This is a genomic window from Paenibacillus sp. FSL R5-0810 (assembly GCF_038002285.1).
Lineage (GTDB): Bacteria > Bacillota > Bacilli > Paenibacillales > Paenibacillaceae > Paenibacillus_AQ > Paenibacillus_AQ lactis.
Genome location: NZ_JBBOCF010000001.1, coordinates 6,147,254 through 6,170,441, shown reverse-complemented (window position 1 = coordinate 6,170,441; position 23,188 = coordinate 6,147,254). Strand labels below are relative to the sequence as shown.

The following is a 23,188-nucleotide window of genomic DNA, read 5'->3' as shown; positions in this document are numbered from 1 at the left end:
CGTTTTCCCTCCTTCTTCCACGCGTCTTACAGCTCAGGGCGGCGCTTGTGATGGTCCGTATTCTGCTCGAAGGCGTGCGCCACGCGCAGAACCGTCGACTCGTCGAACGCCTTGCCGATGATCTGCATGCCAACCGGCAATCCGTCCGCAAATCCGCAAGGCACGCTCACGGCCGGTACACCGGCCAAGCTGACCGGAATCGTCAAAATATCGTTCAAGTACATCGTCAGCGGATCATCGACTTGGGTACCCAGCTTGAATGCCGTCGTTGGCGCGGTTGGTCCAATCACCACGTCATACTGCTCAAATACCTTGTCGAAGTCCTGCTTGATCAGCGTCCGCGCTTTTTGCGCCTTCAAATAGTAAGCATCGTAATAACCGGAGCTGAGCGCATAAGTACCCAGCATGATCCGGCGCTTTACCTCATCCCCGAAGCCTTGGCTGCGGGATTCATGGTACAGATCGATAAGGCTGCCCGAGTTATCGGCGCGAACGCCGTAACGTACGCCGTCAAAACGGGCCAGGTTCGAAGAAGCTTCCGAGGAAGCCAGCAAGTAATACGTCGCCACCGCATATTCCGTGTGCGGAAGGGAAACTTCTTCCCATACGGCGCCGAGACTCTCGAGCACCTTCAACGCATTCATGACCGTTTCCTTCACTTCGGCATCGACGCCTTCGCCCAGATACTCCTTCGGCACGGCAATACGCAGTCCCGAGATGTCGCCGGTCAACGCGCTCAAATAATCCGGCACGTCCACTTTGGCGGAAGTCGAATCCATCGGATCATATCCGGCGATCGCCTGCAGGACGTACGCGGAATCCTCGACATTTTTCGTAATCGGTCCGATCTGGTCGAGCGAGGATGCGAATGCAACCAAGCCGAAACGGGATACGAGTCCATACGTCGGCTTCAGTCCGACCACGCCGCAATAGGAAGCGGGTTGGCGGATCGATCCGCCGGTGTCGGAGCCGAGCGTGAAGTAAGCTTCGCCCGCAGCTACAGCCGCAGCGGAACCGCCGCTTGAGCCGCCCGGAACCCGCTCTAGATCCCACGGATTGCGAACCGGATAAAAGCTGGAGTTCTCGTTCGAGCCCCCCATCGCGAATTCATCCATGTTCAGCTTGCCGATCGTCACGATATCCGCCTGACGCAGCTTGCCGACAACCGTCGCATCATACACCGGATTGAAATTGGACAGGAACTGACTTGCACAGGTTGTCCGCAGTCCCTCCGTTACAATGTTATCCTTGATGCCGGCAGGAAGGCCAAACAGTAAACCGCGGCTCTCGCCGGAGGCCAGCTTGCTGTCCAAGGCCTTGGCCGCCGAACGTGCTCCCTCTTCATCCAACGTAATAAAAGCCTTCACACGGTCCTCACGCTCACCGATGCTTGTGAAGGCTTGGTCCACCAAATCGGATACGGAAAGCTCCTTATCATGAAGCTTGTTATGTATTTCCGACAATTTCAAATCAAACAGGCTCAAGTATGTCTCCTCCCTTCGGGCTATTCCAGTACAGCTGGTACTTTGAATTGATCGTCTTCTTCATCCGGCGCATTCAGCAGCACCTTCTCAATCGGCAGGCTCTCGCGAACCTCGTCTTCCCTCATGACATTGCTTAGATGAAGAACGTGCGTGGTTGGCTCTACGCCGTCTGTATCCAGTTCATTTAACTTCTCGGCATATTGTAAAATCGCGTTCAGTTGGCCGGTAAACATCTCTTCTTCTTCCGGCGTCAAGTTCAGACGGGCCAGCTTGGCAACATGCTGAACATCTTTGACCGTAATGCTCATGGCTTGGACTTCCTCCTTCGTGCCCCTGATGATGAAAGGGGTAAAGTCTGTCTCGATAACTTTTCTCATTATATTGTAGAAGCATGCAAGATTCAATCGAAACGGAAAGCTCGGGTCCCCACCGTTTTTTCCGGGATGAATCATTTGCGAGGCTTGTCCAGGACGAATCCGTGCGAACTTAGGATGACTAGGAGCACTGAACGATGGATAACGGGGCTAATTTCTCTTTCGTTATCAGGCAGCAGATCGCCAAAGGCCTTATACTTTCTGATATCAAACAAAAAAGAGCCGGCTAAAGCCGACTCTTCTAAATCCAGGCACGAAGATTCACTTGCTTGATGAAATCGGCCTGGGACATCGTTTCTTTCGATTCTTCCTCTTCTTCAACAGCTTGCAGTTCGCCGTTCATCACCTGATGGAACAGCTTCTCGTTATATGTCGACAGGGCGAAATCGATGAGCGCTTCCCGCTCGATCCGCTCGGCTTCCTGTTTCAACACGACAGATTCCAGCTCGACATCGCTTGCCGGAACGAAAAAATTACGGTTGAGGTTCGGAATCCGAATAACGTAATCAAACGCATTGTCCGGATTTCGGTCATAGGCGATCAAATATCCGTATTGACCGATTGGAAGATTCTGCTCAAAGGCGTCCGCGACGATTGTAATCTTTTCCCCTAAACGAAGCATCGTCTACCTCCTGAGTTGTCTATCCTTATCTCCATAGTCTACTAGAAAAAGCTAGAGATGTCCATGCTCAATAAGGAAATCTAACCGAACTCCGGCGAAACTAGGCTTGCGGCAACAACGGCCGACGCTTCAGCAGCAGAGTCGCCGCTCCCGTTGACAGGGCCATCAAGCACACGGCCGACACTGCAGGTGCCCACGCTGATGGATCTCCGCCTGTAAGCCATTCCGTAGCGATTGCGCTCAAACGGCCAGGGCTCCATTGAAGATGCGAAGGGAGCAAGGAAGCGAGCATCGTCAGCGCGGCCGCCGAGCCCAAAGCGATGAATGCCGCAGCTGGACCGCGAAGCACCGCCCCGAGCGGGAGCACCAGGGTTACGATCCAAGCCAGCCAAGCGATGTAGAATGCACCCGCCCCGAGCATCGGGCCCCATTCCAGCGTACCGATCAGCTGAGAAGTATAATAAGCCGATCCTGCATACCCCAGGACGAACGAAAGAATCAGCAGAGACATCATCGCCGCCCACTTGGCGATCATCATGGGCAGCACGGATGACATCCGGGGCAGCACGAGCTCCGCCGTTCCGTTTGAGCGCTCCCCTGCCACCGTATTCATGGCGGACAGCACAAGTACCAGCAGACCAATCGTGCTGAACTGGCTCAAAGTAGAGGCCAGGATTTCCTCAGGCGGCGGTACCGTAATCAATGCAGCCGCTTCCGGCGGAATATCGCCGGACATCATCAGGATGTCGGGCAAGTAATACATCATGACCGGCTGCATGACGCCCAGGAGCAGGAATACCGCAGGTACCCATATCCATTTATATGACCGTGCGGCTTCCAACATTTCTTTTTTAAAATGAATCCAAAACATGCTCATGCCCCTACCACCTTCATAAACATATCCTCCAATGAGGAAGCCCCTGCTTCGATGCGCTGAAACCGGATTCCGACATCGGCCATTTCCCGCACCAATGCCGCCCTTGCTTCATCCATATCTTGAACGACCAGCCTTGCAGCTCGATTGCGAATTTCGGCCTCTTCGATAAAATGTCTCCCCGGTAAACTTCTTAGCCAATCAGCTTCCCGCTCCCCAGGCTCAACCTCCAGCAGCAGGAGCGGTTGACGGTATTTCGCCCGCAGTTCGGACAATTCGCCTTGTTCGGCAATTCGTCCGTCGACCATCAGCACCATGTGATCGCAGACCTCCTCTGCGTCATGAAGCACATGCGTCGAGAACAGGATCGTCACCTCGCCACGAAGCCGGTCCAGCAGATCCATCACTTCACGTCGCCCGATTGGATCAAGCGCGGATACCGGCTCGTCCAGCAAAATCATTTCCGGCTCGTGCACTAGCGCCTGGGCGATGCCTAGCCGCTGTTTCATTCCTCCGGAATACCCTGATATCCGGCGATTGGCGGCCTCTTGCAGGCCGACCATTTCAAGCACCTCAAGGCTCCGCAGCTTGGCTTGTTTGCCGGGCAAGCCCGACAGCTTGGCGCTGAAGATCAAATATTCCAGGCCGGACATCCAACCGTAAAATTTCGGGTACTGGGGAAGGTATCCGATCCGCTTTTGCCATCGCTGGTTATCCGCACCGGTTTCCCCAGAATTCCCGTATCGGATCTCTCCTTGAGATGGTGATAAAAGGCCTGCCAGCATGCGCATGGTCGTGGTTTTGCCGGCTCCGTTGGGTCCGAGCAGTGCGGTGCAGCTGCCCCGCTCCAGATTGAATGAAATGCCTTTGACAGGAGTCAAGCTCCCCATATGTTTGGTCAAGTTGTGAATGCGAAGCACAGGTTCCATCATGAAGCCCTTCTCCCTCCGATGAAGTAAGCGACGCTGCCGAGGATGTTCCCAAGCAGGATAATCAGCACCCACATCCATTTCGGTCCTCGAATTTGTTCCGTTTCCGCCTTGGTTAAAGACACCAGGGCCGTTACTGCCAGCACAGCCTGCAGCGCAATAATCGGCCAGATTAATCCCCAATTGATCTCCATTTTGATCACCCTTCATGTTTAATAGAAACCGGTCCCCTCATTTCCCGTTTTGTTGTCTCCGAACAACCAGCAAAACATAAAGGAGCAGCGGCAGCGGAAACGTGGTAGAGCCCCATATCCCCCAGAACCAAGCCCATTTCCCGAGCCCGCGCTTGCGCGCGTCAACGAACAGGGAGGTTCCCTGAGTCAGAACCAGCACGACAATCAGTACAATCAACCATAACGGGACCGTGCTTACATCATTCATGGGATCCCTTCTTTCCTGCGGATCTTAGTTTCCTGGAGCTTGCGAGAATCGCGATGCCTGCCAGCATGCTGGCTCCATGGATCAAGATCAGCACCATCGGAGCGGCCATCGCTGCCATACAAACGATGCTTACGATGAGCAAGGCTGTCAGCATAAAGAGCACAAGCTCGTATTTCATCCGGCGCCGCTTCCGCCGAAGGGTATGCGCCGCTAGCAGCTGAAATTCCTCCAAGGAGGGCGACGGTCCCTCGTCAAACACCCGCTCCAGGCGCTCGAGGTCCCTACTTAAGCCCTCCAGCAAAACCTCGTCCTCCCTATCAGGCTTGTTCGCCATCCTTCTTCAACTCCTTCCGCAATTGCTTAATGCCATAAGCGGTTCTAGATTTAACCGTACCTTCCGGTATGCCGAGCATACCGCCGATCTCTTCGTAACTGTAGCCGTAATAATGCTTCAGCAGAATCGCGATCCGATGCTCTTCGGACAACCCGGCAAGGCCATCCAATAAATCGGTCCACTCCTCCCCCTGCCGCTCCATCTGCCAGCGAAGCCGTCTGACCGACCGCTGCTGCTCTTCCTCGAGCCACCTCTTCTCCCGCTTCCGCTTTCGGGTGCGGTCGATATAGAGCCTGGTGGCAATCGTAATCATCCATGAAGAGAAGGACGAGGTCCCGTTATATCGCGGCAAATTCTCCATGCACCGAATCACGGTGTCCTGGGCGGTATCCTCTGCCACGTTCTGATCCATCGTGATCTTCAGTAAATATTTATATAGAAAGCTGTAATGATGCTTAAAGAGTTGCCCCATTGCATTCGTATCGCCTTGCTGCGCTTTTCGTATCCAATCCTCTTCTTCAAGGATCATTGCTAAACCATCACCTTCTTTCTCTTCCATCGTAATACGATCTGCTCAATGGAATCGTTCAAATCGATTTATATTTTCTTTTATCGGCAGCACTTGCAAGGGCAACTAATAGGATGCGTGCATGAACTCCGATAGGGCAAAGCCAAGGGTTCCGATAGGGCAAAGCCAAGGGCGCTAGGGCCTCCAATGGCCCTAGCGCAAGAGAATGGCCCTAGCGCAAGAGCAGCAGGCTATGTGCAGGGGCAGTAAACCGCGTGCTGGGGCGCCGATTGCGCTCCTCAAGTACTTAAAAGGAACTTGTTCCGGCAATGGAGGACGGTTTGTGCTCCACAAGTACTTAAAAGGGACTTGTTCCGGCAATGGAGGACGGTTTGCGCTCCACAAGTACTTAAAAGGGACTTGTTCCGGCAATGGAGGACGGTTTACGCTCCACAAGTACTTAAAAGGGACTTGTTCCGGTAATGGAGGACGGTTTGCGCTCCACAAGTACCTAAAAGGGACTTGTTCCGGCATTTGAGGGCCGTTTGCGCTCCTCAAGTACTTAAAAGGAACTTGTTCCGGCATTGGAGGGCCGTTTGCGCTCCTCAAGTACTTAAAAGGAACTTGTTCTGACAATGGAGGGCCCTTTGCGCTTCTCAAGTACCTAAAAGGGACTTGCTCTGGCAATGGAGGACGGTTTGTGCTCCACAAGTACTTAAAAGGGACTTGTTCCGGCATTGGAGGGCCGTTTGCGCTCCTCAAGTACTTAAAAGGAACTTGTTCTGACAATGGAGGGCCCTTTGCGCTTCTCAAGTACCTAAAAGGGACTTGCTCTGGCAATGGAGGACGGTTTGTGCTCCACAAGTACTTAAAAGGGACTTGTTCCGGCATTGGAGGACGGTTTGCGCTCCACAAGTACTTAAAAGGGACTTGTTCCGGCATTGGAGGACGGTTTGCGCTCCACAAGTACCTAAAAGGAACTTGTTCTGGCAATGGAGGACGGTTTGCGCTCCACAAGTACCTAAAAGGGACTTGTTCCGGCATTGTAGGGCCGTTTGCGCTCCACAAGTACCTAAATCCGGCATTTGAGGGCCGTTTGCGCTCCTCAAGTACTTAAAAGGAACTTGTTCTGGCAATGGAGGGCCCTTTGCGCTTCTCAAGTACCTAAAAGGGACTTGTTCCGGACAAAGTAGGTAGTTTGCTCTCCAGGACAGCTTGAACAACAAAGCTGCTGCAAATAAAAGAGCCCCTCATTTAGAACGCATGTTGAACACCGCGCCCTAAATAAGGAGCTTCAAGGTATACCTGTATGACAACAAATATGACTTCCATCGACGCCATCATAAAAAGGTGCCCTCGACTCATTTCCCTAAATCAACCCTTAACCATGTATTGTTCTACATTATTAGATTCTACAATACAGATTAATTCTATAATACAAACTGATTCTGCATTACTGAATGATCTGCGTTACTCGCCCTGCCCTGACTGTTCTACGTTATCCGTCCTACCCTGATTGGGCTACCTTATCCGCTCTGATTGACCTACAATATTCACCTTGCCCTGATTGATCTACGTTATCCGCTCTGCCTCCATGCAAGCCTACCTACTCATGGTACCTTCTATACTGCAGACGCTGATGCCATGGCTGCCGGACGAGCATTTCCCCCTTTACCAGCCGACTCCACACGATTGATGATATCTCCGGTTGCGCTCGCAGATGATGGTCTCTCGACATGCTTTCCTTGCTTCCGGCTACATATCCGTCCAAAAGCGACAACTCATCTTTTCTCACAGCGACTCCCCCTAATAACATCCAACCCCAACATAAAACCGCGCATAAAGGCCCATAAAATAAAAGAACGCAAACCGGGACGGATTCCACAGTCTGCGTGCTTCGCAATGGGTAACATTTAATTAACCGTATTGTATCAATCTTGTCTTCGTTTGTCTAGACAAATTTCTCGTTTTTTGTCGTAATTATGTTAGCTTCTGGCCGGCACGTACGGATTATGCTGTTTCTCATATCCGATTTTGGTCCGGGGTCCGTGTCCGGGATATACGACAACCTCGTCGGAAAAGGAATACAGCGTATTTTGGATGGAATGGATTAAATCCCGTTCCCGCCCGCCAGGGAGATCGGTACGTCCAACCCCCATCCGGAACAGAACGTCCCCTGAGAAGAGATCATTTCCACACAGAAAGCTGACGCTTCCCGGCGAATGGCCCGGCGTATGGTACACCTTGAAGGTTTCGCCGATCAGCTGCAGCTCTAGCCCATCTGCCAGATCATATTCAGCAGGATCGGTGGACAGCGGCGGACAAACCTCCGGCCATCTCGTCGATCCGTTCAGCTTCGGATTGGTCAGCCATTCGCTCTCCATAGTGTGCAGATAAACCGGGCATCCCTTCAGCTTGCGAATCTCCTCTACGCCGCCCATATGATCAAAATGCGCGTGCGTCAGCAGGATCGCTTCAATCTCCAAATCCGCGATCCGCTTCACAAGCGGAGCCGGATTCATGCCCGGATCAATGATGATCGCTTTGCCTTCCTCGCTGCCTGTCAGCAAATACGCATTGGTTTCCAGAGGGCCCAAGCTAAAGGTTTCAATATGAAGCGCCATCGTTTAAAACCCCGAAATGAGCTCACGCAGTTCCTTAATGATGACGGCATGAAACTCATATCCTTCCCCATAGGATTGGATGATTTTTTGTCTTGCAGCAGCGAGGTTGTCCTGGTAATCCGCGGCTTCGCGGTCAGGATTGTTCTGTTTAAACTCGATCATATGCTTCTGGACATGCGCAGGCCGAGGCCCCCAAGTCCCCATCACATAACCACCGGTATCGGCAAAAATAACGACCGGCACCGAACGCCCGCCCATAGTAAGAAACTGGTCCATCAGTTCAAAATTTTGTTCCAGAATGAACACTTCTGTCGGGATCCCCGCCGTTTCCATTGCCCGAAATACGACCGGCACGTTACGGACAACATCCCCGCACCAATCCGCTGCCAGGATAAGCACTCTCAGATCATCGCGGTAATTTAGACTTTCGAAGAACTCCCGATCTTCGGGATTCGCCCACTCGAACTGCTCGTATCCCGCTTTGAAGGCCTCTTGGTTCTTCTGCATTCCTTCAACAAACTGCTGCGGGGTGATACCCGTTCCCAAATAGGAAGCCACATGTTTACTCATCTTGTTTCGACCTCACTTTCGCTGATTTTATCCATTTGATCAAAAAATAAAGAATCATGACCGCCAAAGCCCCCAGCAATATTTCCTGCGTATAAGGCTTTGCCTTCTCGCCAATCTGTTCCCATCGGTCTCCCAGCATCCAGCCCAGATATAAAAATAAAGCCGTCCACGGAATGACCGCCAGCGTCGTCAGGAGCGTGAAGCGGCCCACATGCATTTTCGAGATCCCTGCCGGGATCGAGATAGCATGTCTCACAACAGGCACAAACCGCGCCGTAAAAATAACCCCGGTGCCGTATTTGGCGAACCATTCTTCAGCGTAATCCATGTGATGCTTTTTAATCAATATGTACTTCCCGTACTTCTCCAAAAACGGCCTGCCGCCATAGCGGCCGATCCAATAAACAAACAGCTGCGCCAGTACGCCGCCGACAGTCCCGAACAGCATGGCTCCGAGAAAATGAACCTCGCCCAGCGATATCAAATAACCACCGTAGGCCAAGACGATCTCGCTCGGGATCACCTCCACCATCAAGCCAAGCATAATCCCAAAGTATCCCAGCTGCTGAATCCATTCAAACAACCGGCCGACAATATCGTAAAAGAACTCCACGCCAAGGCCCACCTCTTTCTGTTTGCGCTGATTTCTTCTACTAGCCTATTCTACCATAGCCCCGGACATGCCTTCTACTGCGCCCATTTGCCGGAGACACTGTGACTTTCGCCCGAAGAAGGACATATGGTGAAGCAAAAGGAGTGAATAGCGATGTATTCTCCGAACACCAAACAACCGGGCAGCAAGATCCCCTCGCCGCGCGGCATCAGGCGGGCCTGCAGCAAGGAACTGTACCGGACGGCCAAACGTCTGAAGCAATTCATTCCGCCGGAAGCCGTTAAGCAAGGAGAGGAGCTGTACTACCGGAAAGTCATCGGCAACCTGATCTGGATTCATGATAATTACAGCAATAAAAAGCTGCTGTGCGACTGGTGGGAAAAAGAGGTCTGCGGCGAGATCGCGGAGCTGTGGCAGGTTCCGGAGCGGCAGCTCGCATCGGCATTCCGCGATGCCTTTGGCGGTTAGGCCATCGTGGCCCGCGTTTGGCCTAAGTAACAAGCGCCGCCCCTGGTTGCTGCCAGACTCGCGGCTAGGGTGGCAATTTCTTCGGTGAGAGCGGCAGAACCCGGTGGGAGCGCGGGAGCTCTAAATGTGCAGTTTACCTGCAGCGAGAGCAGCATGGTCTAGGTAACTAACAGCAACGCTTGCGCTGGGAGCAGCAATGCTGGGGACGGAGCATGGCCAACCTAGCTATGTAAAGCAAGGCTTGCGGTGGGAGCATTCGCGCTACTTGGAGCGCACAAAGCCTCGGTGAATACAGCATGCCTTTAAGCGGGCAGCCAGAGCTTTCCGCGAGCAAGCAGCAGCTAGGGCAGTGGCGGGTGTGTTGGGGCCTGCCCCGGGCGCGGCCGGATCAGCTGCCGCTTCCCGCGCCCGCTCCATCCCTCTAAAAAGGCAGCCTGCCGCTGGGCTTGCGCCGTCAAATGAAATCGCCGGTCGTTCCGGAGACCAGGCGATGCATGAACCCCTTCGGCGAGAGCGCGGTAGCGCTTCAGCATACCCATTGCCGCCGAAGCGGAGCGTCCGGCTCCGGACACATCCCCGGCGGCGCTTTGCTTCACGGCAAGCGAGGTTAGCGCCAGCACCGCCCGCGTCTGCTTATCGGAACTGTAGCGATCCAGCTCAAGGCTTTTGCGATACCAAACGGCGGCCGTATCGGCACGCCCTGCCAACGCATGCGCTTCCGCGAGCCTCCAGCTCAAACCTGCATGCTGAGGCGCATAACGCAGGCTTCGCTCCAGCACAATCACTTGCTGCTCTGGCGGCAGCAGCTCGGACAAGCCGAACGCAGCCGCGGTATTTGCGGGATTCCACGACAAGGCGGCTCGGAGCAACCCGCCCCGCTCCGCCTCACCCGCTGAAGCCGCCAATCGAAGCTTCATCTCGCTCATGCCCAATGAAGCGGTTAAGACCGCCCAGCATAGGAACCCAAGGAGAAGCGGGAGACGATGCCATTGTGCGGACAGCCGGAGCGCAAACCGGTGCGGCATACAGAATGGCTTAAGCGGAGTACCCGGGAAGTATCGCCGAAAGCCCTCCTTGGGGGAGTCGGTGCGTTGATGTCGGTAGTACCGTACGGTCGGCTTACGGGACGAGATCCAGTGCAGCAGACGGAATCGCCAGCACAGTATCGGTCTTCGCAATTCGGAGGGCGGGAATGACATCCGGCCCTTCAGCCCCGAACGCTGGGATGCGGTACGGCTCCATATTCCAGTCGGCTTAGATAGGAGATGACGCAATGCACCGATGGGTTGGGGGCGTTCTGTGACAGAAACTTCTCGCACGAAAGCGTTCTCCCCTTCTTCTTGCCTCATGGTCCGACACGCCAAAGGAGCCATTCCTGTCCCCATTGCGGACAGCCACAGCATAAGCAGCCATACCAGCGGATAGCTCCAATCAAAATCGATGGCTGCATGCACCGTCAGCACGAGAAATGGCGGCAGCAGTCTCGGACATGCCCTGCCGATCCCTGCAATCAAAGCAAGCAGCGCGGCACAGGCAATCAGCAGGCCGATAATGCCCGTATTGAGCAGCATATCGAGATACCCGCTGTGCACCTCGCCCCCGACATAAGGCTGGGACTGGATGGCGCGGTAAGACTGCCGCCACGTCTCTCCTCCCTGTCCCAGCCACAGCGACGACTTGGCCAGCTGCCACGCGTCGCTATAGATCAGGTGGCGCGCGCTAAGCGTAGCCGCGCCGCCAAGAGCCCGATCCTGCACCTGGTGCAGGATCGCAAGCCCCGCTGCGGCGCATCCCGCCGCAGCAGCAACCAGGGCCGCCGGCGCAAGCACGCGCCGCCGGGGGCCCCCGCTGTGCCGCAAGCGGCACAGCAGCAGGCCGGCGAGCACGCCGCCGGCCCAAAGCCCGGCCAGCCACAGCAGGCCGGGCAGCACCGCGGGCGCCAGCTTGGCATCGGCCAACTGGCGGTACACCAGCGCCGCGCTCGCCAAAGGCGCTGCGGCGGCAGTAAGGAGCGGCGCAATCCGCCGCCGCTCAAGGGCCAGCCCGGCCGCGCACGCAATTGCGGCCGCGAGCCAGGCGCCGCGCGACTCCGTGAGGAGCAGCGCGGCGGTGTAGGGCGGCAGCGGCAGCAGCGCAGCCGCTGCGCGGAGCGCGCCCGGCCGTGCCTGCAGCGCGGGCGCCAGCGCGAACAGGCGCTCAAGCAGGAAGGCGGCCATCACGGCCCCGAACGTATTCGGGTACTGCAGCAGGCCGCCAAGCCTCGCGCCAGTCGCGCTAACGGCCGGATCTGCCGTATGATAGATACCGTACGGCAGATCCAGCACGCCATAGACGTGAAGCAGCGCGCTTCCGCATAACACCGCGCCGATAAGATGCCATCCCAGCCTCAAGGATGCCATGCCTTCCGCTGTCCTGCTTACTTCCCAGGCTGCCGCCGCAAACGAACCGTAAAGTCCCCACAGGACGATCTCCTTCAGCGTACCTTCCATGCTGACGGGTCCTTGAAGACCATGCAGCACATAGATCCCAAGGATTCCCCCGATACCTACCGCTGCAATTGCCCGGTAAGGATCTCTCGTAATAACCGGAAGAGCAGCCCGGTGGTGAGAGGACCGACGGTATCCGCTGATCCGCGCTAGACCGAAAACCAGCAAAAGAAGACCCGCCCAGCTTGCAGCCGCCAAATACAAATCCGAATCAAAGAACCAGCCGGTTTGACTGCAGGCCGTAAGGAGCAGCCCTGTCAGCAGCAGACCGCCATACCATGAGCACCTCTGTGCCATTCGTGCCGCCTCCCCTCCCGTCCGTTCGCCGTCCTTATCGCCGCTTCCTCCTAAGGGTTAGAACGTATAAACGATGAACGGCTCATATTTCCCATATTCAAGATCTATTAGCAAGTGTGGACATGCCCGGGGGAGGATATTCTACAGGAACGAACGATTTCTAAAGTGTGTAGATGCCGCTTTGATTTGCCGCTCCTGATGCAATTTGAAGCGAACCCCCGCCCGCTTGATATATGGTTGGCATCGTAGGGGTTCAGTGCGTGAGGGCATACAAAAAGGCGACAAAAGCGGACACTCCCGCTTCTGTCGCCCTGATTATTAACGTTAAATCGATGATTGATCCGGCAGCAAATCCCTGCAGGCCCGCTCCAAATAAGGATCGGCCTTCAGAAAATCGCGAAATGCGGTATATTCCTGCCACAGCTTATCCCGCTCTCCGGCAGAGCCGCTGACCGCGCGGATCAAAATATTTTTCGGCGTATGCTCCATATCGATAAACTCCAGCAGCTGCGTCTTGTATCCCATCAGGTCCAGCAGCTTCGCCCGGATGGCGTCCGTGGCCAGCGCCGAGAAGCGCTCCTTCAAAATGCCGTGCGACAAGAGCGGCTCCATGACCGGACTGTTGATCTGGGCGAACAGCTCATGCTGACAGCAAGGCACCGACAGAATGACCGAAGCCCCCCAGCGTACGGCTTTCTCCAACGCGGCATCGGTTGCGGTGTCGCAAGCATGCAGGGTGACGACCATATCGACCCGCTCCAATTCGTCATATTCCGCGATGTCGCCGACAAGAAAACGCAGCTGGCTGTAATTCAGCTTTTTCGCCAGCATACTGCAGTGTTCGATCACATCCGCCTTTAGATCCAATCCGACAATATTCAGCGTTCTGCGCGCCTTCACCGCCAAATAGTGATACAGCGCGAACGTCAGATACGATTTGCCGCATCCGAAATCGACGATCGTCAGCGGACGATCCTCAGGCAAATGGGGGAGGACATCCTCCACCATCTCCAGGAAGCGGTTAATCTGCCTGAATTTATCGTACCTGCGTGCGAATACCTTCCCGTCCTCGTTCATGATGCCGAGCTCTACCAGAAACGGAACCGGCTCGCCTTCTTCAAGAATGTACGATTTCTTGCGGTTATGGGACATGTCCACAGACGTCTTGGTCGGGGACTTTGTCAGAATCGACACCTTGTATTTTTTCGAGATCAGAACCTGATAATCGGCTTCCGGCGTGTAAATCATCGCCTGGCGGAAGACATTCTCGAACATATCGATCAGGACGGCCTCCGCTTCCTCCGTCGGCACATTCTGGTGCGTCACCTTGGTGCCCGAATAGTAGGCAAACTGGTAATGAAGCTTGCTCTTGAGCTCGACCGGCTTGACCGTCACCTTGCTGTAGGTCATGCCTTCCCGTTTGCGAAGCTGACTCAGTGTCGCTGTAATTAACGCAGACTGCTCCATGATGTTATGAATCAATTTTCTTAAAGCTTCCAAAGGGTACATCTCACTTTCCTTATTAGATAGACCGGCTACTCCCGGCCGGACAGTTCTTCCTGCTTCCCCGGCATGAATCGCCGGCTCAGCTCCTCCATGCCCTCATGAACCTCCGCAAGCGGGAGCTGTCCTCTCTCCAGCTCCTCCGCAGGCTTCAGCAGAAGCCGATGATAGAAGCGGGTCGCTTCATCGGCATCGATCCCCCTGCTTTGCAGAAGCTGATAAAGCAGATTCTCCGCATCCGCGTAACGTCCTTCCTGCTCGGCATAGGCCATATCGTCACGAACCAGCCGAGCGGGCAGCTCGTACGCGCGGAGCCGTTCCTTAACGCTCCGGATTCTCCCCGGCAAATCGAATAATCCGGGATCGGCCCCGTTCAATGCGGATTTCAAATACAGCTGAAGCACTTTGGTGTAGAGATGAACAGCCTCATCCTCACGGCCCAGCTCCTGCTCGATCTCCGCCTCTTCTTCAAGCAGCCTGGCAGCCCCTTGAAGCCTGTCTGCTTCCAAGTAACCGTGATTGTAAAACAACTGCTCGATATCGGAGGCCGACAGTGAACGCAGCAGCTTGGAATTCAGACGAAACTGGCGCCGGAGCATGTCGTCGAGCTCCCATAAAGCCTCAGTATGCTTGCGCTCCTGCTTCAGGGCAAATACTTTGGCAATCATTTGGGTCATATCCTCTACCATCCGCATAAGATAATCTCTCCGTAACATGAGCTTGCCTCCCCTCATTATCCCTGACATGGGCAATGGCTAATCTACCGTGTATTGCTGACGTTTAAATTGTAGGCTATTCGGAATCAGAAAGCCAGCGGCCAGAACAAAGCGGATACCCCTGTTCGGGAATATCCGCTCATTCGTATGCATCTATTCGATTAAAGCGCTCATTCACTTTCCGCATGCAGCGACTTCATATAAGCAACGATTGCTTCGCCAAGCTTCTCCGGCGTCTCCATCATGCTCATATGGCCTGCTCCTTCAATTACGACCTTCGTCACATTGTCATGGTCTGTCGTAAAGCTGCGTTCCGGCGGAATTAAGGCGTCCTTCTCTCCGGCTACCAGCAGAATCGGCAGCGTCGAAGCAGAGAGCACATCCCGGCGGTCCGGACGCTCCCGCATCGCCAAGGCAGCGCCGATTGCGCCTTGGGGAGGTGTCAAATACCCGATTTCCTTCGCCCGCTGGATGCACTCCGGCTTAAGCTTCTCAGTGTCCGGCGCAAACAAGCCAGGCACGAGGTTATCCACGAAGGAGGTGATGCCCTCGCCTTGTATCGTACTGACCGCCTTCACCCGTTTCTCCTTCGCTTCCTCAGAATCCGGATAGCCGGTCGAATGGATCAAGCCGAAGCCGTGAAGTCGAGAAGCGTAACGCTGGGCAAACGAGAGCGTGATATAGCCCCCGAGCGAATGACCGAGCAGCACAGCCTTCTGAATATCCAGCTCATCCATCAGGAGCTGTACATCATCCGCCATCTGCTCGATGGTATACGATCCCATCGGCGCATCGGACCGGCCATGTCCCCGGAGATCCGGTACAATGAGTCTATATCCGGGAAGGTGCGGCAGAAGCTGCTCCCAGTAGGCAGAGCTTCCGCAAAATCCGTGGAGGAGGATGATCGGCTCCCCTTGTCCCTGATCGACATAACAAATTGTGGTGCCGTTGCATTGTACTTTTTCCATAGCGATACCCTTCTTTCTATCCAGCGGGTGCCGTCAGCCAGACACCCACATTTTATAAAAGAATGCTCTATAATTAAACCAAAAATCCCCGGTTGAAACGAATGTCTCACGGCCTAAGGCCAAAGGCCGAGGCGGCCTGGGAAGCGATTTGCTCCGCCATCTGCATGACCTGATACAAGGATGTTACCTGGAGCGTCCAATAGGGCTTCGGTCCGTGGACGTTGACAACGGCGGCAACGCTATACTGGCCGACGGCAGGCAGTTTGCCGCCCACGGACGCGGCCGGCGTAAGCGGACCCTCCATCGTGTAGAAAAAGCCTACGGAAGAAGGCTGGCCCAGACAAGCGTCAATGGCGATCATGATCTTTCCTTCCGGAATCTCCTTCAACCGGGTTTCGAGGTTCCCGGCATCGCAGGGCTCCTGCAGCGTTCCGATCACAAGCGGGAAGCCGTATTCCAGAAGTCGGCTTCCGGTTAACGGTCCCAGTGCATCCCCCGTCGAACGATCGGTTCCAATACATAAGAACACAACATCTTCAGCGTCATGCCGTTTGGAAATTTCCCGAAAAAATGGCCCCAGCTCCTGGCCCGACATCCTGACTCTTGCAGTCTGTGCCATCGGGAGCTTGCCTGCTTGATCGCTCATGACGGACCTCCTCATCAATATCCAGCCCATGGATTCCATTCGTGCCGGAATCGAAAAATGGGCAACGGGTTTTCCCTGATTTTACCCCATTCTCCTCGTTCTTGGCAAAACTATTGGTCGTTCTGTCGGGGCCGTGTTACAATACAGGGATGAATTGCGTAATCCACCTGAGAGGAAGGTGTTAACCATGGATTTGAATGAAAAGACCCAAGCCAACGTCGAGTATATGATTGAACAGATCAAATCAAAACTGCGCATGGCCAGTGCGGCCGCCATGCAGGCTTCCGCTTTTTCGGTAAGCCAATACGACGATATTTATGACTTATATGAAATGGTCATTACCAAACATAACCTCAGCATCTCGGAAGTCGAAGCGGTCGTCTCGGAGCTCGGCCGCCTTCGGGGCAAGTAATTAGAGCCTCTCTAGCCCCTCGCCTGAATATTCTTGCCAGTACCGCGGCACCCTGTCCGTGCCTGATCAAATCTTGGATTTGACGCTCTTGCAGAATAAACGCATTTACCATACCAAAGCCCCCGATGCTCACCTGTCCTAAAACGAGCACCGGGGGCTTATTGGGTTCATCCCTATGGCATGTCAATGATCATCATCTCCGAGAAGCCTTCACTCGCATTCCCGCGAAATTTGACCTTATCGCATTTCTGAATTCGAGCGGTATCTCCGGAGGTAAGGTCGAACACCCCTTCCTCCGTTGTGATTTCGACATGGCCGCTAATGGCATATACATGGATCCTTCGATCCTCGGACGGCAACGTCAGTTCATGTCCGGTCTCCAGCCTGCCGCTGTACATCTTCACATCCAATGTCATCGGCAGGCTCCCCGCCCCGCTTCCTGTTATGTGGATCGGAGACAGTGGATTCTGCGGCTGCCCTGCAAAAGCACCTTCATGATAACTGGATGGAAGACCCGGTTCGGCCGGCAGGAACCACATCTCCAAATACGATACATCCGCCGCGGGAGAGCTGTTTCTCTCGGCATGATATACGCCGGATCCCGTGTTTACGACATGTACGGTCCCCGGTTTCAATTCTTGATTGCCGGTGTCGTCCTCATACGTCAGCATTCCCTCAAGCACGACATAAACGATGACCAGGTCATGGTGAAATCTTCGATCGAAGCCCTCCAGCGGACCCAGCTTATATTCATTATGAGCCAGCAAGCTCCCGAAATGCTCATTATGCGGATCCACATAATCTCCAAAGGAAAAGCTGAATTCACCGTGTATTCCGTTATGATGGGTTGTATGTCTTTCCGCAGCCGTCATGATTTTGATCATGCTCGGTTCACCTCCGCCGTTTTACTAATCAATACCCCGGCGGAAATTGATCTAATCAGTTCGGACTAGGACCGTGGCCCAGCTTGAAGACCGTCTCCGCCCTGCCGACCTTGCGGCCGCTGTCGTTCAGAATGTCGGTCGGGAATGCCTGCGCCAAGCGCGAAATGGTCTCTTTATTGGCATAACCGATCTGCTCCAAGATGGATTTTGCAATCCAGCCCCACTCCTCCTCCGATCCATCCACGATTTTAAAGGCAACACCTAGTTTTTCCTTCTTAAGACCGAAGCAGTACACTCCTTTAAAACCGCCCTTCGCCACAATGTTGCTATCCTCCAGAAGAACCGTATCGACCTTGCCGCTGCCGGCTACCATGAGCGGGGATGCGTTCATCGCAGACGTTATGGTCAGCACAGCCTCTCTTGTTGCCTCGTCCTTGATCCGGTCAGGACATGCCAGCTTCATGTAGGCCGTCGCCAGCGCCTGCAGCGGCATGGCGAACACCGGCAGCCCGCACCCATCGGTTCCCGTTCGAATGTCGCCTTGAGCAAGCCCGGCGAGATCGGCGATCGTTCTTAGGATTTCCTGCTGCAGCGGGTGATCCGGCTGGTCATAGCCGCTTAAAGGCAGACCGGCCATTTGGCAATATGCGAGCATGCCGTAGTGCTTGCCTGAGCAATTGTGATACCAGCGGCTCCGGTCTCCGTCTGTGCGCAGGAGGCTTTCCTTGCTTGCATCATCAAGCGGCCAGCTGGGTGCGCAAACCATAAGATCTTCACGAATGTTCACCTTGCGCGCGAATTGCTGAAGCACTTCAATATGACGGGGCTCCCCGCGGTGCGAAGCGGCCATGATGGCAATTTCTTCGTCCGTTAATCCGTAGAACTCCGCCATTCCTCCTCGAATGGCAGGAATCGCTTGAAGCGGCTTCGCGGAAGAACGGGTAAACGCGACAAAACCCGGATCGCCTGTATATGCCTGTATCGCTCCTTCCTCATTCACGATACATATATGTCCATTGTGGGCGCACTCCACCATGTCCGCCCGATATTCTTGAACCAATACATTTTCCATGAGCATGAACTCCTTCTATATTCCGTATACAGCGCATTCCTATGTGAATAGGTTTTGAGTCATATTGACAGCGCATCCGACAATGAACCTGAATTTTTGCCAATCTGTATTCAGTATAAGACAAATATCAGCAAATGGCATGAGCCAAAATTCCACAACGGGCGGACATTAATTTCATTGTCGATTGTTGTTGATCTTGTTTCACGGTCAGGGCTCCCGTTTAAATACGAGATAAGCAAGCCCACTCGAAAGTCATTGCTCTGAAAAGGAGGCGATTTTATGTGGGGCATAGTTATTAGCATCGTCATGGCAATTATCATCGGGATTATCGGAGATGCGCTGGTTGGTCATGAAATGCCGGGCGGTATCGTCGGGTCCATGATCGCCGGTTTCATCGGCGCCTGGATCGGACCGTGGCTCTTTGGAGCCTGGGGCCCTGTCATTGGCGGATTTGCGATCGTCCCAGCCGTTATCGGAACCGCCATCTTCGTGTTCCTGCTCGGCCTCGTTGCCAAATTGTTTAAACGACGCACAGCCTAAAGTCTCGTATTCATATTCCACATTATATTAACTTAAAGGAGTGAAAGTTATGAATCACACAGAACAAGAATATCCAGTTCAAAGCGGCTCTCCATTTTTCAAAGGTGTATTTATCGGAGCGTTGGTGGGCGCTGCCGCAGCGCTGCTGTTCGCACCAAAGCCAGGACGTGAGCTTCGCGGGGATCTGTCCGAGAAGCTGAGTGTCGTGACCGATAAAACCAAAGAGGTCTGCAGTTCGGTAAGCGATAAAGCAACCGAGCTGGCCAAGACCGTGGGCAGCAAGGCCTCGGAAGTCATGGCCACAGTGAACGAAGGCCGGAGCAGCGTGATGTCCAGTATCAAGGAGGCGTCTGCGGACGTATCCGATGAGGTATCCAAGGCCTCTCAAGATGTGAAGGACAAGGCGATGGAAACCTCCTCCGACGTCAACCGCGATTTGAAACAAACAACGAATTACTAAGCCTTCGACATACGGCCGAATTAGGTCGCTTCATGGCCAGCTGACTAAAGCTGGCCATTGTTGTTCCGGCCGGGAAGCTTTTTTTCAGCCGAAAGATGTCTTCATTGAATATCCCATCATGAAAGGGGGGAAATCCATGAGTAAAGCAAATCCGTATGATAGCGGGTCACGTTTCGCCGGCCTTTCTCGAAGCGAGCGTAGGCCGCGCTATGAATCTCCGACGAAAGAGGAAGAACGGAAGGCTGCCGTCCCTGAGGATGTGCAGGAGCATCCCTTTGAGCTCCGGCACGAGGTGAAGAAGCTGAACTCGCGGCTCGACAAAATCGCGGGGACTCTGGAAAAGTCCGAGATGAAGGATTTGATCGACAATTACATGAACCCCAAGAAACGCATTATCGCTAATCTGACGGCAGGGCTTGCCCGGGGGCTTGGCTTGACCTTAGGCACTGCGCTTGTCCTCGGTCTCCTCGGCTACATTCTCAGCTTCTTCGTCAACGTGCCGATGATCGGCGATTTTATAGCGGATCTGCAAGGCTATGTCGATCAGGCAAGGTAACCGCGTTGACGGATTTCTTATCCCTTGTTCCATGCAACCCATAAAGCGAAAGGTCTCTTCCTAAGGTTGGCTGCAAGCCCTAAGAAGGGACCTTTGTTCGTTATCTTGAAGATGTTATGATGAATCTTATATATTTTTATCTCTGGACTTCACCCGAAGCAGATCCCCTGTCCATCCCTTACTCCGCATCCATAGATAGATGCCTGACATCCATATAAGGGTAATCAGGATGATCACGGTAAATCCCCATGATGTTTTAATGGTTGGAAGATTTTCGAAGTTCATCCCCCAGATCCCACCGATCACGGTAGGGGGTGTAAACACGACCGTAAAGATCGTCAGCGTCTTCATGATCTCATTGCCCCGGAAGCTGGACACCGCATCATCAATCGATACCAGCGTATCGATTTCCCGCTCATAATGGCGGAACAGCTGCTCAAGCCTCTCCACCCGGTGACGAAGCTGCTGAAAAGAACGGCTGCCTTCGAGGCTGTCATGATATCCTTCCTTCATCGCCGCAATCAGCTCTTGAAACGGAATGAACAAGTTGTTCCAATCCAGCAGCTCAAACCGCGCTGTCAAAATCCGGTCCAATAGCGATCGCCGGTTGTGCTTCTGCATGTCTTGCTCCACAAGGCGAAGATTCCCTTCGAAACGATCCATACCCTCATGGAAATAATGCAGGATGGTACGGGCAAGAACACAGAGACCATCGATCGGCCGCTCGCATTGATGGAGCATCGATCTCCTGTCCTCCTCAGCCATGGCACTGCGTGTGTAATCATCCAGATTAACCGTGATCAGAATCCCGTCTTCCACATAAAAATAATACTGCTCCGAACGGCTGACCTGCGGAGCCCCCTCCGTAACATGGTAAAGCATCGTGCCCATAAGAACGGGCTCCACTCCCCCTTTAAAGCGGACGGACAAGTAATTCCGCCCCTTTAAAGACGAGGCAAGGTCAAACCATTCCCCCGAATAGGGGTACTGCATCCGGAGCTCGCCGATCCACGGAGACAGCCAGTCATTCGTCCGGACATCAAACCACGTCCATCCTCCTGCAAATGAATATACATCACGGCCATCGCTTTGATCCGGTCTTAGCATCATCTCCCACCTCCACTTATGAGCGTATATCTTTATTAATTCCAAAAAAGGCACGCTTATCCTCATTGAGGGGAAAGCATGCCTTATATGCCGTTACTTCTGCTTCTGTCATCCCGAGGCTTGTCCATATCAGTAGAGATTGCTCGACATGATCTGCTTCAGTTTTTCCGTTGCGCGTTTCTGGATACGGGAAACGCTCATTTGCGATACCCCCAGCCGCTGGGCAATTGCCCGCTGGGACTGTCCCTCCTGAAATGCCAACAGCAGCACCTTCTGTTCCTGTTCCTTCAATTGGCTCATCGCCTGTTGAAGATCCATGCGCTTCTCCACGGAATCGAAATCATTCACATCCGAGCTGATTAATTCACCAAGCGTGGCCCCCGTCTCTTCCTGGGATAACGGAGAATCCAATGATACATAATGATAGCATTCGCGTCCGGCCAGCACTTCGACGGTTTCTTCAACCGATAAATCCAAGTATTCCGCAATCTCCTTCACATCAGGGGATCTCTCCAGCTTCACCATTAACTCATCGATGGCTTGCTGCACCAAAGCTCCCTTCTCCTTGATCCGGCGCGGCACTTGGATATACCATGACTTATCCCGGAGGAAGTTCTTCATATGACCGATCATGCTCTTCATGGCATAGGGCTCAAAAGGAATCCCTAAGCTGATATCATACTGTTGAAGCAAGCGAATTAAAGCCATCTGGCCCACCTGGTACAGATCCTCGTACAGGTCGGGGCGATTGCGGGCAATCTTGCCTGCCGCCATTTTTACCATCGGCTCATATTTTTGTATCAGCACGGTTGCAACGTCGTTATCCTTCGTCTGCTGATATTCCCGTATTAAGTCTACGGCTTCATCTCTGGACTCTGGGGGAGTCGCCTTATCACTCATACCCGCTCCTCACTTCTTGCAAGGCGCTTGGTCAGCGTAACCTCGGTTCCCTTCCCTGTCTGGTTCGTTACGCTCACCTCATCCATCAGCGCCTCCATCAGATAGAAACCGAGTCCTCCGATCTGGACCTCGCTGAGATCCTTATCATGGAGGGTCGGGCTGCCAACCGTTCCCACACTGTCAAAACTCTCCCCTTCGTCTCTGACCGTAATGGATAACGACTCATCGGCCACTTGAAAAAGAACCTCAACCATGCCGCCTTCCTGCCCGTACGCATACAGTACCGAATTGTTGCATGCCTCGGACACGGCGACCTTCATATCTTCAATTTCCTCATACGAGAACCCCATCTTCGAGGCGATCCCGTACAAATTCAACCTGACAATATCCACATACTCAGCATTGGCCGGCAAACGCAGTGTTACGGTTTGTACATCTGAATTCATCTCTTTCGATCCTTTCCTATGGGAATTCTTCTATGTCTGAAAGAACTTCGCAATACCCGTCATATCAAACAACTTCTGAATTTGAGGCGGAACTTCCTCAACCGCAAAACGGGCCTGCATGCCGTGTCTCGCTTTCAGGATCGATAGAAGAATACCTATGCCTGTACTGTCAATGTATGTCATTTCCTTCATGTTGACGATCAAGTCTATTTCAGAGTTGCCGACAAGGGGTTCCATGACCAACCGAAAATCAGGAGCGACGGATAAATCAAGTTCACCGCTCAAAAACACGGTGCATACACCATCATTCATATGAGTCTTGGCATTGAACTTATCATTCGTTTTTGTATTCAT

At 53.7% G+C, this 23,188-nt stretch carries 29 protein-coding genes; 5 read left to right on the top strand and 24 right to left on the bottom strand.

Annotation, left to right across the window (positions count from 1 at the left end):
* Positions 1 to 26: 26 nt before the first annotated feature.
* The 13 genes from gatA to MKX76_RS27390 all read right to left on the bottom strand — a co-directional run bounded on the left by gatA (position 27) and on the right by MKX76_RS27390 (position 9,373).
* Complete coding sequence (gatA, locus tag MKX76_RS27450) at positions 27 to 1,484, bottom strand: Asp-tRNA(Asn)/Glu-tRNA(Gln) amidotransferase subunit GatA (RefSeq protein ID WP_341034926.1); 1,458 nt, start codon at positions 1,482 to 1,484, stop codon at positions 27 to 29.
* Positions 1,485 to 1,504: 20 nt separating this feature from the next.
* Complete coding sequence (gatC, locus tag MKX76_RS27445; RefSeq protein ID WP_007131647.1) at positions 1,505 to 1,792, bottom strand: Asp-tRNA(Asn)/Glu-tRNA(Gln) amidotransferase subunit GatC; 288 nt, start codon at positions 1,790 to 1,792, stop codon at positions 1,505 to 1,507.
* A gap of 307 nt (positions 1,793 to 2,099) precedes the next feature.
* Positions 2,100 to 2,480 carry a hypothetical protein gene (locus tag MKX76_RS27440; RefSeq protein ID WP_007131648.1) on the bottom strand — a complete coding sequence of 127 codons (381 nt, stop codon included), beginning with the start codon at positions 2,478 to 2,480 and terminating at the stop codon, positions 2,100 to 2,102.
* Positions 2,481 to 2,580: 100 nt separating this feature from the next.
* Complete coding sequence (locus MKX76_RS27435) at positions 2,581 to 3,357, bottom strand: ABC transporter permease (RefSeq protein ID WP_341034925.1); 777 nt, start codon at positions 3,355 to 3,357, stop codon at positions 2,581 to 2,583.
* Positions 3,354 to 4,286: an ABC transporter ATP-binding protein gene (locus MKX76_RS27430; protein ID WP_213617256.1), complete on the bottom strand. Its 933-nt coding sequence runs from the start codon at positions 4,284 to 4,286 to the stop codon at positions 3,354 to 3,356. Before MKX76_RS27430 ends, MKX76_RS27435 begins: the two co-directional genes overlap by 4 nt.
* Entirely contained in the window at positions 4,283 to 4,477 is a 195-nt protein-coding gene (locus tag MKX76_RS27425) for a PLDc N-terminal domain-containing protein (protein WP_007131651.1), read from the bottom strand. Before MKX76_RS27425 ends, MKX76_RS27430 begins: the two co-directional genes overlap by 4 nt.
* A gap of 37 nt (positions 4,478 to 4,514) precedes the next feature.
* Positions 4,515 to 4,724, bottom strand: a complete 210-nt coding sequence (locus tag MKX76_RS27420) for a hypothetical protein (protein ID WP_213617254.1) — start codon at positions 4,722 to 4,724, stop codon at positions 4,515 to 4,517.
* Positions 4,717 to 5,058: a YxlC family protein gene (locus MKX76_RS27415; RefSeq protein WP_213617252.1), complete on the bottom strand. Its 342-nt coding sequence runs from the start codon at positions 5,056 to 5,058 to the stop codon at positions 4,717 to 4,719. The genes MKX76_RS27420 and MKX76_RS27415 overlap by 8 nt, the downstream gene beginning before the upstream one ends.
* A complete protein-coding gene (gene sigY, locus MKX76_RS27410; RefSeq protein WP_341034924.1) occupies positions 5,042 to 5,587 on the bottom strand; it encodes an RNA polymerase sigma factor SigY in 546 nt (181 codons plus the stop codon). The genes MKX76_RS27415 and sigY overlap by 17 nt, the downstream gene beginning before the upstream one ends.
* 1,585 nt (positions 5,588 to 7,172) lie before the next feature.
* Positions 7,173 to 7,361: a hypothetical protein gene (locus MKX76_RS27405; RefSeq protein ID WP_028407080.1), complete on the bottom strand. Its 189-nt coding sequence runs from the start codon at positions 7,359 to 7,361 to the stop codon at positions 7,173 to 7,175.
* 190 nt (positions 7,362 to 7,551) lie between these two features.
* Positions 7,552 to 8,190 (bottom strand): MBL fold metallo-hydrolase, encoded by a 639-nt coding sequence (locus MKX76_RS27400; protein WP_144878984.1) that lies wholly within the window; start codon positions 8,188 to 8,190, stop codon positions 7,552 to 7,554.
* Positions 8,191 to 8,193: 3 nt separating this feature from the next.
* Positions 8,194 to 8,760 carry a thioredoxin family protein gene (locus tag MKX76_RS27395; RefSeq protein WP_210095660.1) on the bottom strand — a complete coding sequence of 189 codons (567 nt, stop codon included), beginning with the start codon at positions 8,758 to 8,760 and terminating at the stop codon, positions 8,194 to 8,196.
* On the bottom strand, positions 8,753 to 9,373 hold the full coding sequence (locus MKX76_RS27390) for a DedA family protein (protein WP_007131658.1): 621 nt from the start codon (positions 9,371 to 9,373) through the stop codon (positions 8,753 to 8,755). Before MKX76_RS27390 ends, MKX76_RS27395 begins: the two co-directional genes overlap by 8 nt.
* Before the next feature lie 153 nt (positions 9,374 to 9,526).
* Here MKX76_RS27390 and MKX76_RS27385 point away from each other — a divergent pair, with 153 nt between their 5' ends.
* Positions 9,527 to 9,841, top strand: coding sequence for a hypothetical protein (locus MKX76_RS27385; protein ID WP_210095661.1), 315 nt, complete (start codon positions 9,527 to 9,529; stop codon positions 9,839 to 9,841).
* Between the two features lie 341 nt (positions 9,842 to 10,182).
* On the opposite strand, the gene MKX76_RS27380 is transcribed toward MKX76_RS27385, so the two are convergent.
* From MKX76_RS27380 to yyaC, 5 genes are all read right to left on the bottom strand, one after another.
* A complete protein-coding gene (locus tag MKX76_RS27380; protein ID WP_341034923.1) occupies positions 10,183 to 12,624 on the bottom strand; it encodes an O-antigen ligase family protein in 2,442 nt (813 codons plus the stop codon).
* Between the two features lie 324 nt (positions 12,625 to 12,948).
* Positions 12,949 to 14,133 (bottom strand): class I SAM-dependent methyltransferase, encoded by a 1,185-nt coding sequence (locus tag MKX76_RS27375; protein WP_144870071.1) that lies wholly within the window; start codon positions 14,131 to 14,133, stop codon positions 12,949 to 12,951.
* Positions 14,134 to 14,159: 26 nt separating this feature from the next.
* Positions 14,160 to 14,843, bottom strand: a complete 684-nt coding sequence (locus MKX76_RS27370) for a DUF6483 family protein (RefSeq protein ID WP_144878981.1) — start codon at positions 14,841 to 14,843, stop codon at positions 14,160 to 14,162.
* A 170-nt stretch (positions 14,844 to 15,013) separates the two neighbouring features.
* Positions 15,014 to 15,811 (bottom strand): alpha/beta fold hydrolase, encoded by a 798-nt coding sequence (locus MKX76_RS27365; protein ID WP_144870069.1) that lies wholly within the window; start codon positions 15,809 to 15,811, stop codon positions 15,014 to 15,016.
* A gap of 106 nt (positions 15,812 to 15,917) precedes the next feature.
* Positions 15,918 to 16,457, bottom strand: a complete 540-nt coding sequence (yyaC, locus tag MKX76_RS27360; RefSeq protein WP_144878980.1) for a spore protease YyaC — start codon at positions 16,455 to 16,457, stop codon at positions 15,918 to 15,920.
* A gap of 187 nt (positions 16,458 to 16,644) precedes the next feature.
* Here yyaC and MKX76_RS27355 point away from each other — a divergent pair, with 187 nt between their 5' ends.
* A complete protein-coding gene (locus MKX76_RS27355; protein ID WP_007131665.1) occupies positions 16,645 to 16,869 on the top strand; it encodes a DUF1128 domain-containing protein in 225 nt (74 codons plus the stop codon).
* 173 nt (positions 16,870 to 17,042) lie between these two features.
* On the opposite strand, the gene MKX76_RS27350 is transcribed toward MKX76_RS27355, so the two are convergent.
* Both MKX76_RS27350 and MKX76_RS27345 read right to left on the bottom strand, forming a co-directional pair.
* Entirely contained in the window at positions 17,043 to 17,753 is a 711-nt protein-coding gene (locus MKX76_RS27350) for a pirin family protein (RefSeq protein WP_007131666.1), read from the bottom strand.
* 55 nt (positions 17,754 to 17,808) lie between these two features.
* Positions 17,809 to 18,825 carry an asparaginase gene (locus MKX76_RS27345; RefSeq protein ID WP_144878979.1) on the bottom strand — a complete coding sequence of 339 codons (1,017 nt, stop codon included), beginning with the start codon at positions 18,823 to 18,825 and terminating at the stop codon, positions 17,809 to 17,811.
* Between the two features lie 279 nt (positions 18,826 to 19,104).
* On the opposite strand from MKX76_RS27345, the gene MKX76_RS27340 reads away from it, so the two are divergent.
* The 3 genes from MKX76_RS27340 to MKX76_RS27330 all read left to right on the top strand — a co-directional run bounded on the left by MKX76_RS27340 (position 19,105) and on the right by MKX76_RS27330 (position 20,381).
* Positions 19,105 to 19,365: a GlsB/YeaQ/YmgE family stress response membrane protein gene (locus MKX76_RS27340; RefSeq protein ID WP_007131668.1), complete on the top strand. Its 261-nt coding sequence runs from the start codon at positions 19,105 to 19,107 to the stop codon at positions 19,363 to 19,365.
* Between the two features lie 49 nt (positions 19,366 to 19,414).
* Complete coding sequence (locus MKX76_RS27335) at positions 19,415 to 19,825, top strand: YtxH domain-containing protein (protein ID WP_007131669.1); 411 nt, start codon at positions 19,415 to 19,417, stop codon at positions 19,823 to 19,825.
* Between the two features lie 136 nt (positions 19,826 to 19,961).
* Positions 19,962 to 20,381, top strand: coding sequence for a DUF5665 domain-containing protein (locus MKX76_RS27330; RefSeq protein WP_007131670.1), 420 nt, complete (start codon positions 19,962 to 19,964; stop codon positions 20,379 to 20,381).
* 126 nt (positions 20,382 to 20,507) lie between these two features.
* Here MKX76_RS27330 and MKX76_RS27325 read toward each other — a convergent pair whose 3' ends face one another.
* From MKX76_RS27325 to MKX76_RS27310, 4 genes are all read right to left on the bottom strand, one after another.
* Entirely contained in the window at positions 20,508 to 21,488 is a 981-nt protein-coding gene (locus MKX76_RS27325) for a magnesium transporter CorA family protein (RefSeq protein ID WP_144878986.1), read from the bottom strand.
* A gap of 129 nt (positions 21,489 to 21,617) precedes the next feature.
* The gene (locus MKX76_RS27320; protein WP_007131672.1) at positions 21,618 to 22,388 is read right to left on the bottom strand and encodes a sigma-70 family RNA polymerase sigma factor; all 771 of its coding nucleotides are present in this window, start codon (positions 22,386 to 22,388) and stop codon (positions 21,618 to 21,620) included.
* Positions 22,385 to 22,834: an anti-sigma B factor RsbW gene (gene rsbW, locus MKX76_RS27315; RefSeq protein WP_007131673.1), complete on the bottom strand. Its 450-nt coding sequence runs from the start codon at positions 22,832 to 22,834 to the stop codon at positions 22,385 to 22,387. Before rsbW ends, MKX76_RS27320 begins: the two co-directional genes overlap by 4 nt.
* A gap of 30 nt (positions 22,835 to 22,864) precedes the next feature.
* On the bottom strand, positions 22,865 to 23,188 hold the full coding sequence (locus MKX76_RS27310; RefSeq protein ID WP_007131674.1) for an STAS domain-containing protein: 324 nt from the start codon (positions 23,186 to 23,188) through the stop codon (positions 22,865 to 22,867).

Coding starts and splice junctions, on each gene's coding strand:
- rsbW (WP_007131673.1), bottom strand. CDS start 22,834: ATGAATTCAGATGTACAAACCGTAACACTGCGTTTGCCGGCCAATGCT.
- MKX76_RS27420 (WP_213617254.1), bottom strand. CDS start 4,724: ATGAATGATGTAAGCACGGTCCCGTTATGGTTGATTGTACTGATTGTC.
- MKX76_RS27380 (WP_341034923.1), bottom strand. CDS start 12,624: ATGGCACAGAGGTGCTCATGGTATGGCGGTCTGCTGCTGACAGGGCTG.
- MKX76_RS27365 (WP_144870069.1), bottom strand. CDS start 15,811: ATGGAAAAAGTACAATGCAACGGCACCACAATTTGTTATGTCGATCAG.
- MKX76_RS27320 (WP_007131672.1), bottom strand. CDS start 22,388: ATGAGTGATAAGGCGACTCCCCCAGAGTCCAGAGATGAAGCCGTAGAC.
- MKX76_RS27355 (WP_007131665.1), top strand. CDS start 16,645: ATGGATTTGAATGAAAAGACCCAAGCCAACGTCGAGTATATGATTGAA.
- MKX76_RS27395 (WP_210095660.1), bottom strand. CDS start 8,760: ATGAGTAAACATGTGGCTTCCTATTTGGGAACGGGTATCACCCCGCAG.
- MKX76_RS27425 (WP_007131651.1), bottom strand. CDS start 4,477: ATGGAGATCAATTGGGGATTAATCTGGCCGATTATTGCGCTGCAGGCT.
- MKX76_RS27345 (WP_144878979.1), bottom strand. CDS start 18,825: ATGGAAAATGTATTGGTTCAAGAATATCGGGCGGACATGGTGGAGTGC.
- gatC (WP_007131647.1), bottom strand. CDS start 1,792: ATGAGCATTACGGTCAAAGATGTTCAGCATGTTGCCAAGCTGGCCCGT.
- MKX76_RS27440 (WP_007131648.1), bottom strand. CDS start 2,480: ATGCTTCGTTTAGGGGAAAAGATTACAATCGTCGCGGACGCCTTTGAG.
- MKX76_RS27385 (WP_210095661.1), top strand. CDS start 9,527: ATGTATTCTCCGAACACCAAACAACCGGGCAGCAAGATCCCCTCGCCG.
- MKX76_RS27370 (WP_144878981.1), bottom strand. CDS start 14,843: ATGTTACGGAGAGATTATCTTATGCGGATGGTAGAGGATATGACCCAA.
- MKX76_RS27350 (WP_007131666.1), bottom strand. CDS start 17,753: ATGATCAAAATCATGACGGCTGCGGAAAGACATACAACCCATCATAAC.
- MKX76_RS27340 (WP_007131668.1), top strand. CDS start 19,105: ATGTGGGGCATAGTTATTAGCATCGTCATGGCAATTATCATCGGGATT.
- sigY (WP_341034924.1), bottom strand. CDS start 5,587: ATGATCCTTGAAGAAGAGGATTGGATACGAAAAGCGCAGCAAGGCGAT.
- MKX76_RS27325 (WP_144878986.1), bottom strand. CDS start 21,488: ATGCTAAGACCGGATCAAAGCGATGGCCGTGATGTATATTCATTTGCA.
- MKX76_RS27400 (WP_144878984.1), bottom strand. CDS start 8,190: ATGGCGCTTCATATTGAAACCTTTAGCTTGGGCCCTCTGGAAACCAAT.
- MKX76_RS27310 (WP_007131674.1), bottom strand. CDS start 23,188: ATGAATACAAAAACGAATGATAAGTTCAATGCCAAGACTCATATGAAT.
- MKX76_RS27335 (WP_007131669.1), top strand. CDS start 19,415: ATGAATCACACAGAACAAGAATATCCAGTTCAAAGCGGCTCTCCATTT.
- MKX76_RS27375 (WP_144870071.1), bottom strand. CDS start 14,133: ATGTACCCTTTGGAAGCTTTAAGAAAATTGATTCATAACATCATGGAG.
- MKX76_RS27415 (WP_213617252.1), bottom strand. CDS start 5,058: ATGGCGAACAAGCCTGATAGGGAGGACGAGGTTTTGCTGGAGGGCTTA.
- yyaC (WP_144878980.1), bottom strand. CDS start 16,457: ATGAGCGATCAAGCAGGCAAGCTCCCGATGGCACAGACTGCAAGAGTC.
- MKX76_RS27430 (WP_213617256.1), bottom strand. CDS start 4,286: ATGATGGAACCTGTGCTTCGCATTCACAACTTGACCAAACATATGGGG.
- MKX76_RS27435 (WP_341034925.1), bottom strand. CDS start 3,357: ATGAGCATGTTTTGGATTCATTTTAAAAAAGAAATGTTGGAAGCCGCA.
- MKX76_RS27330 (WP_007131670.1), top strand. CDS start 19,962: ATGAGTAAAGCAAATCCGTATGATAGCGGGTCACGTTTCGCCGGCCTT.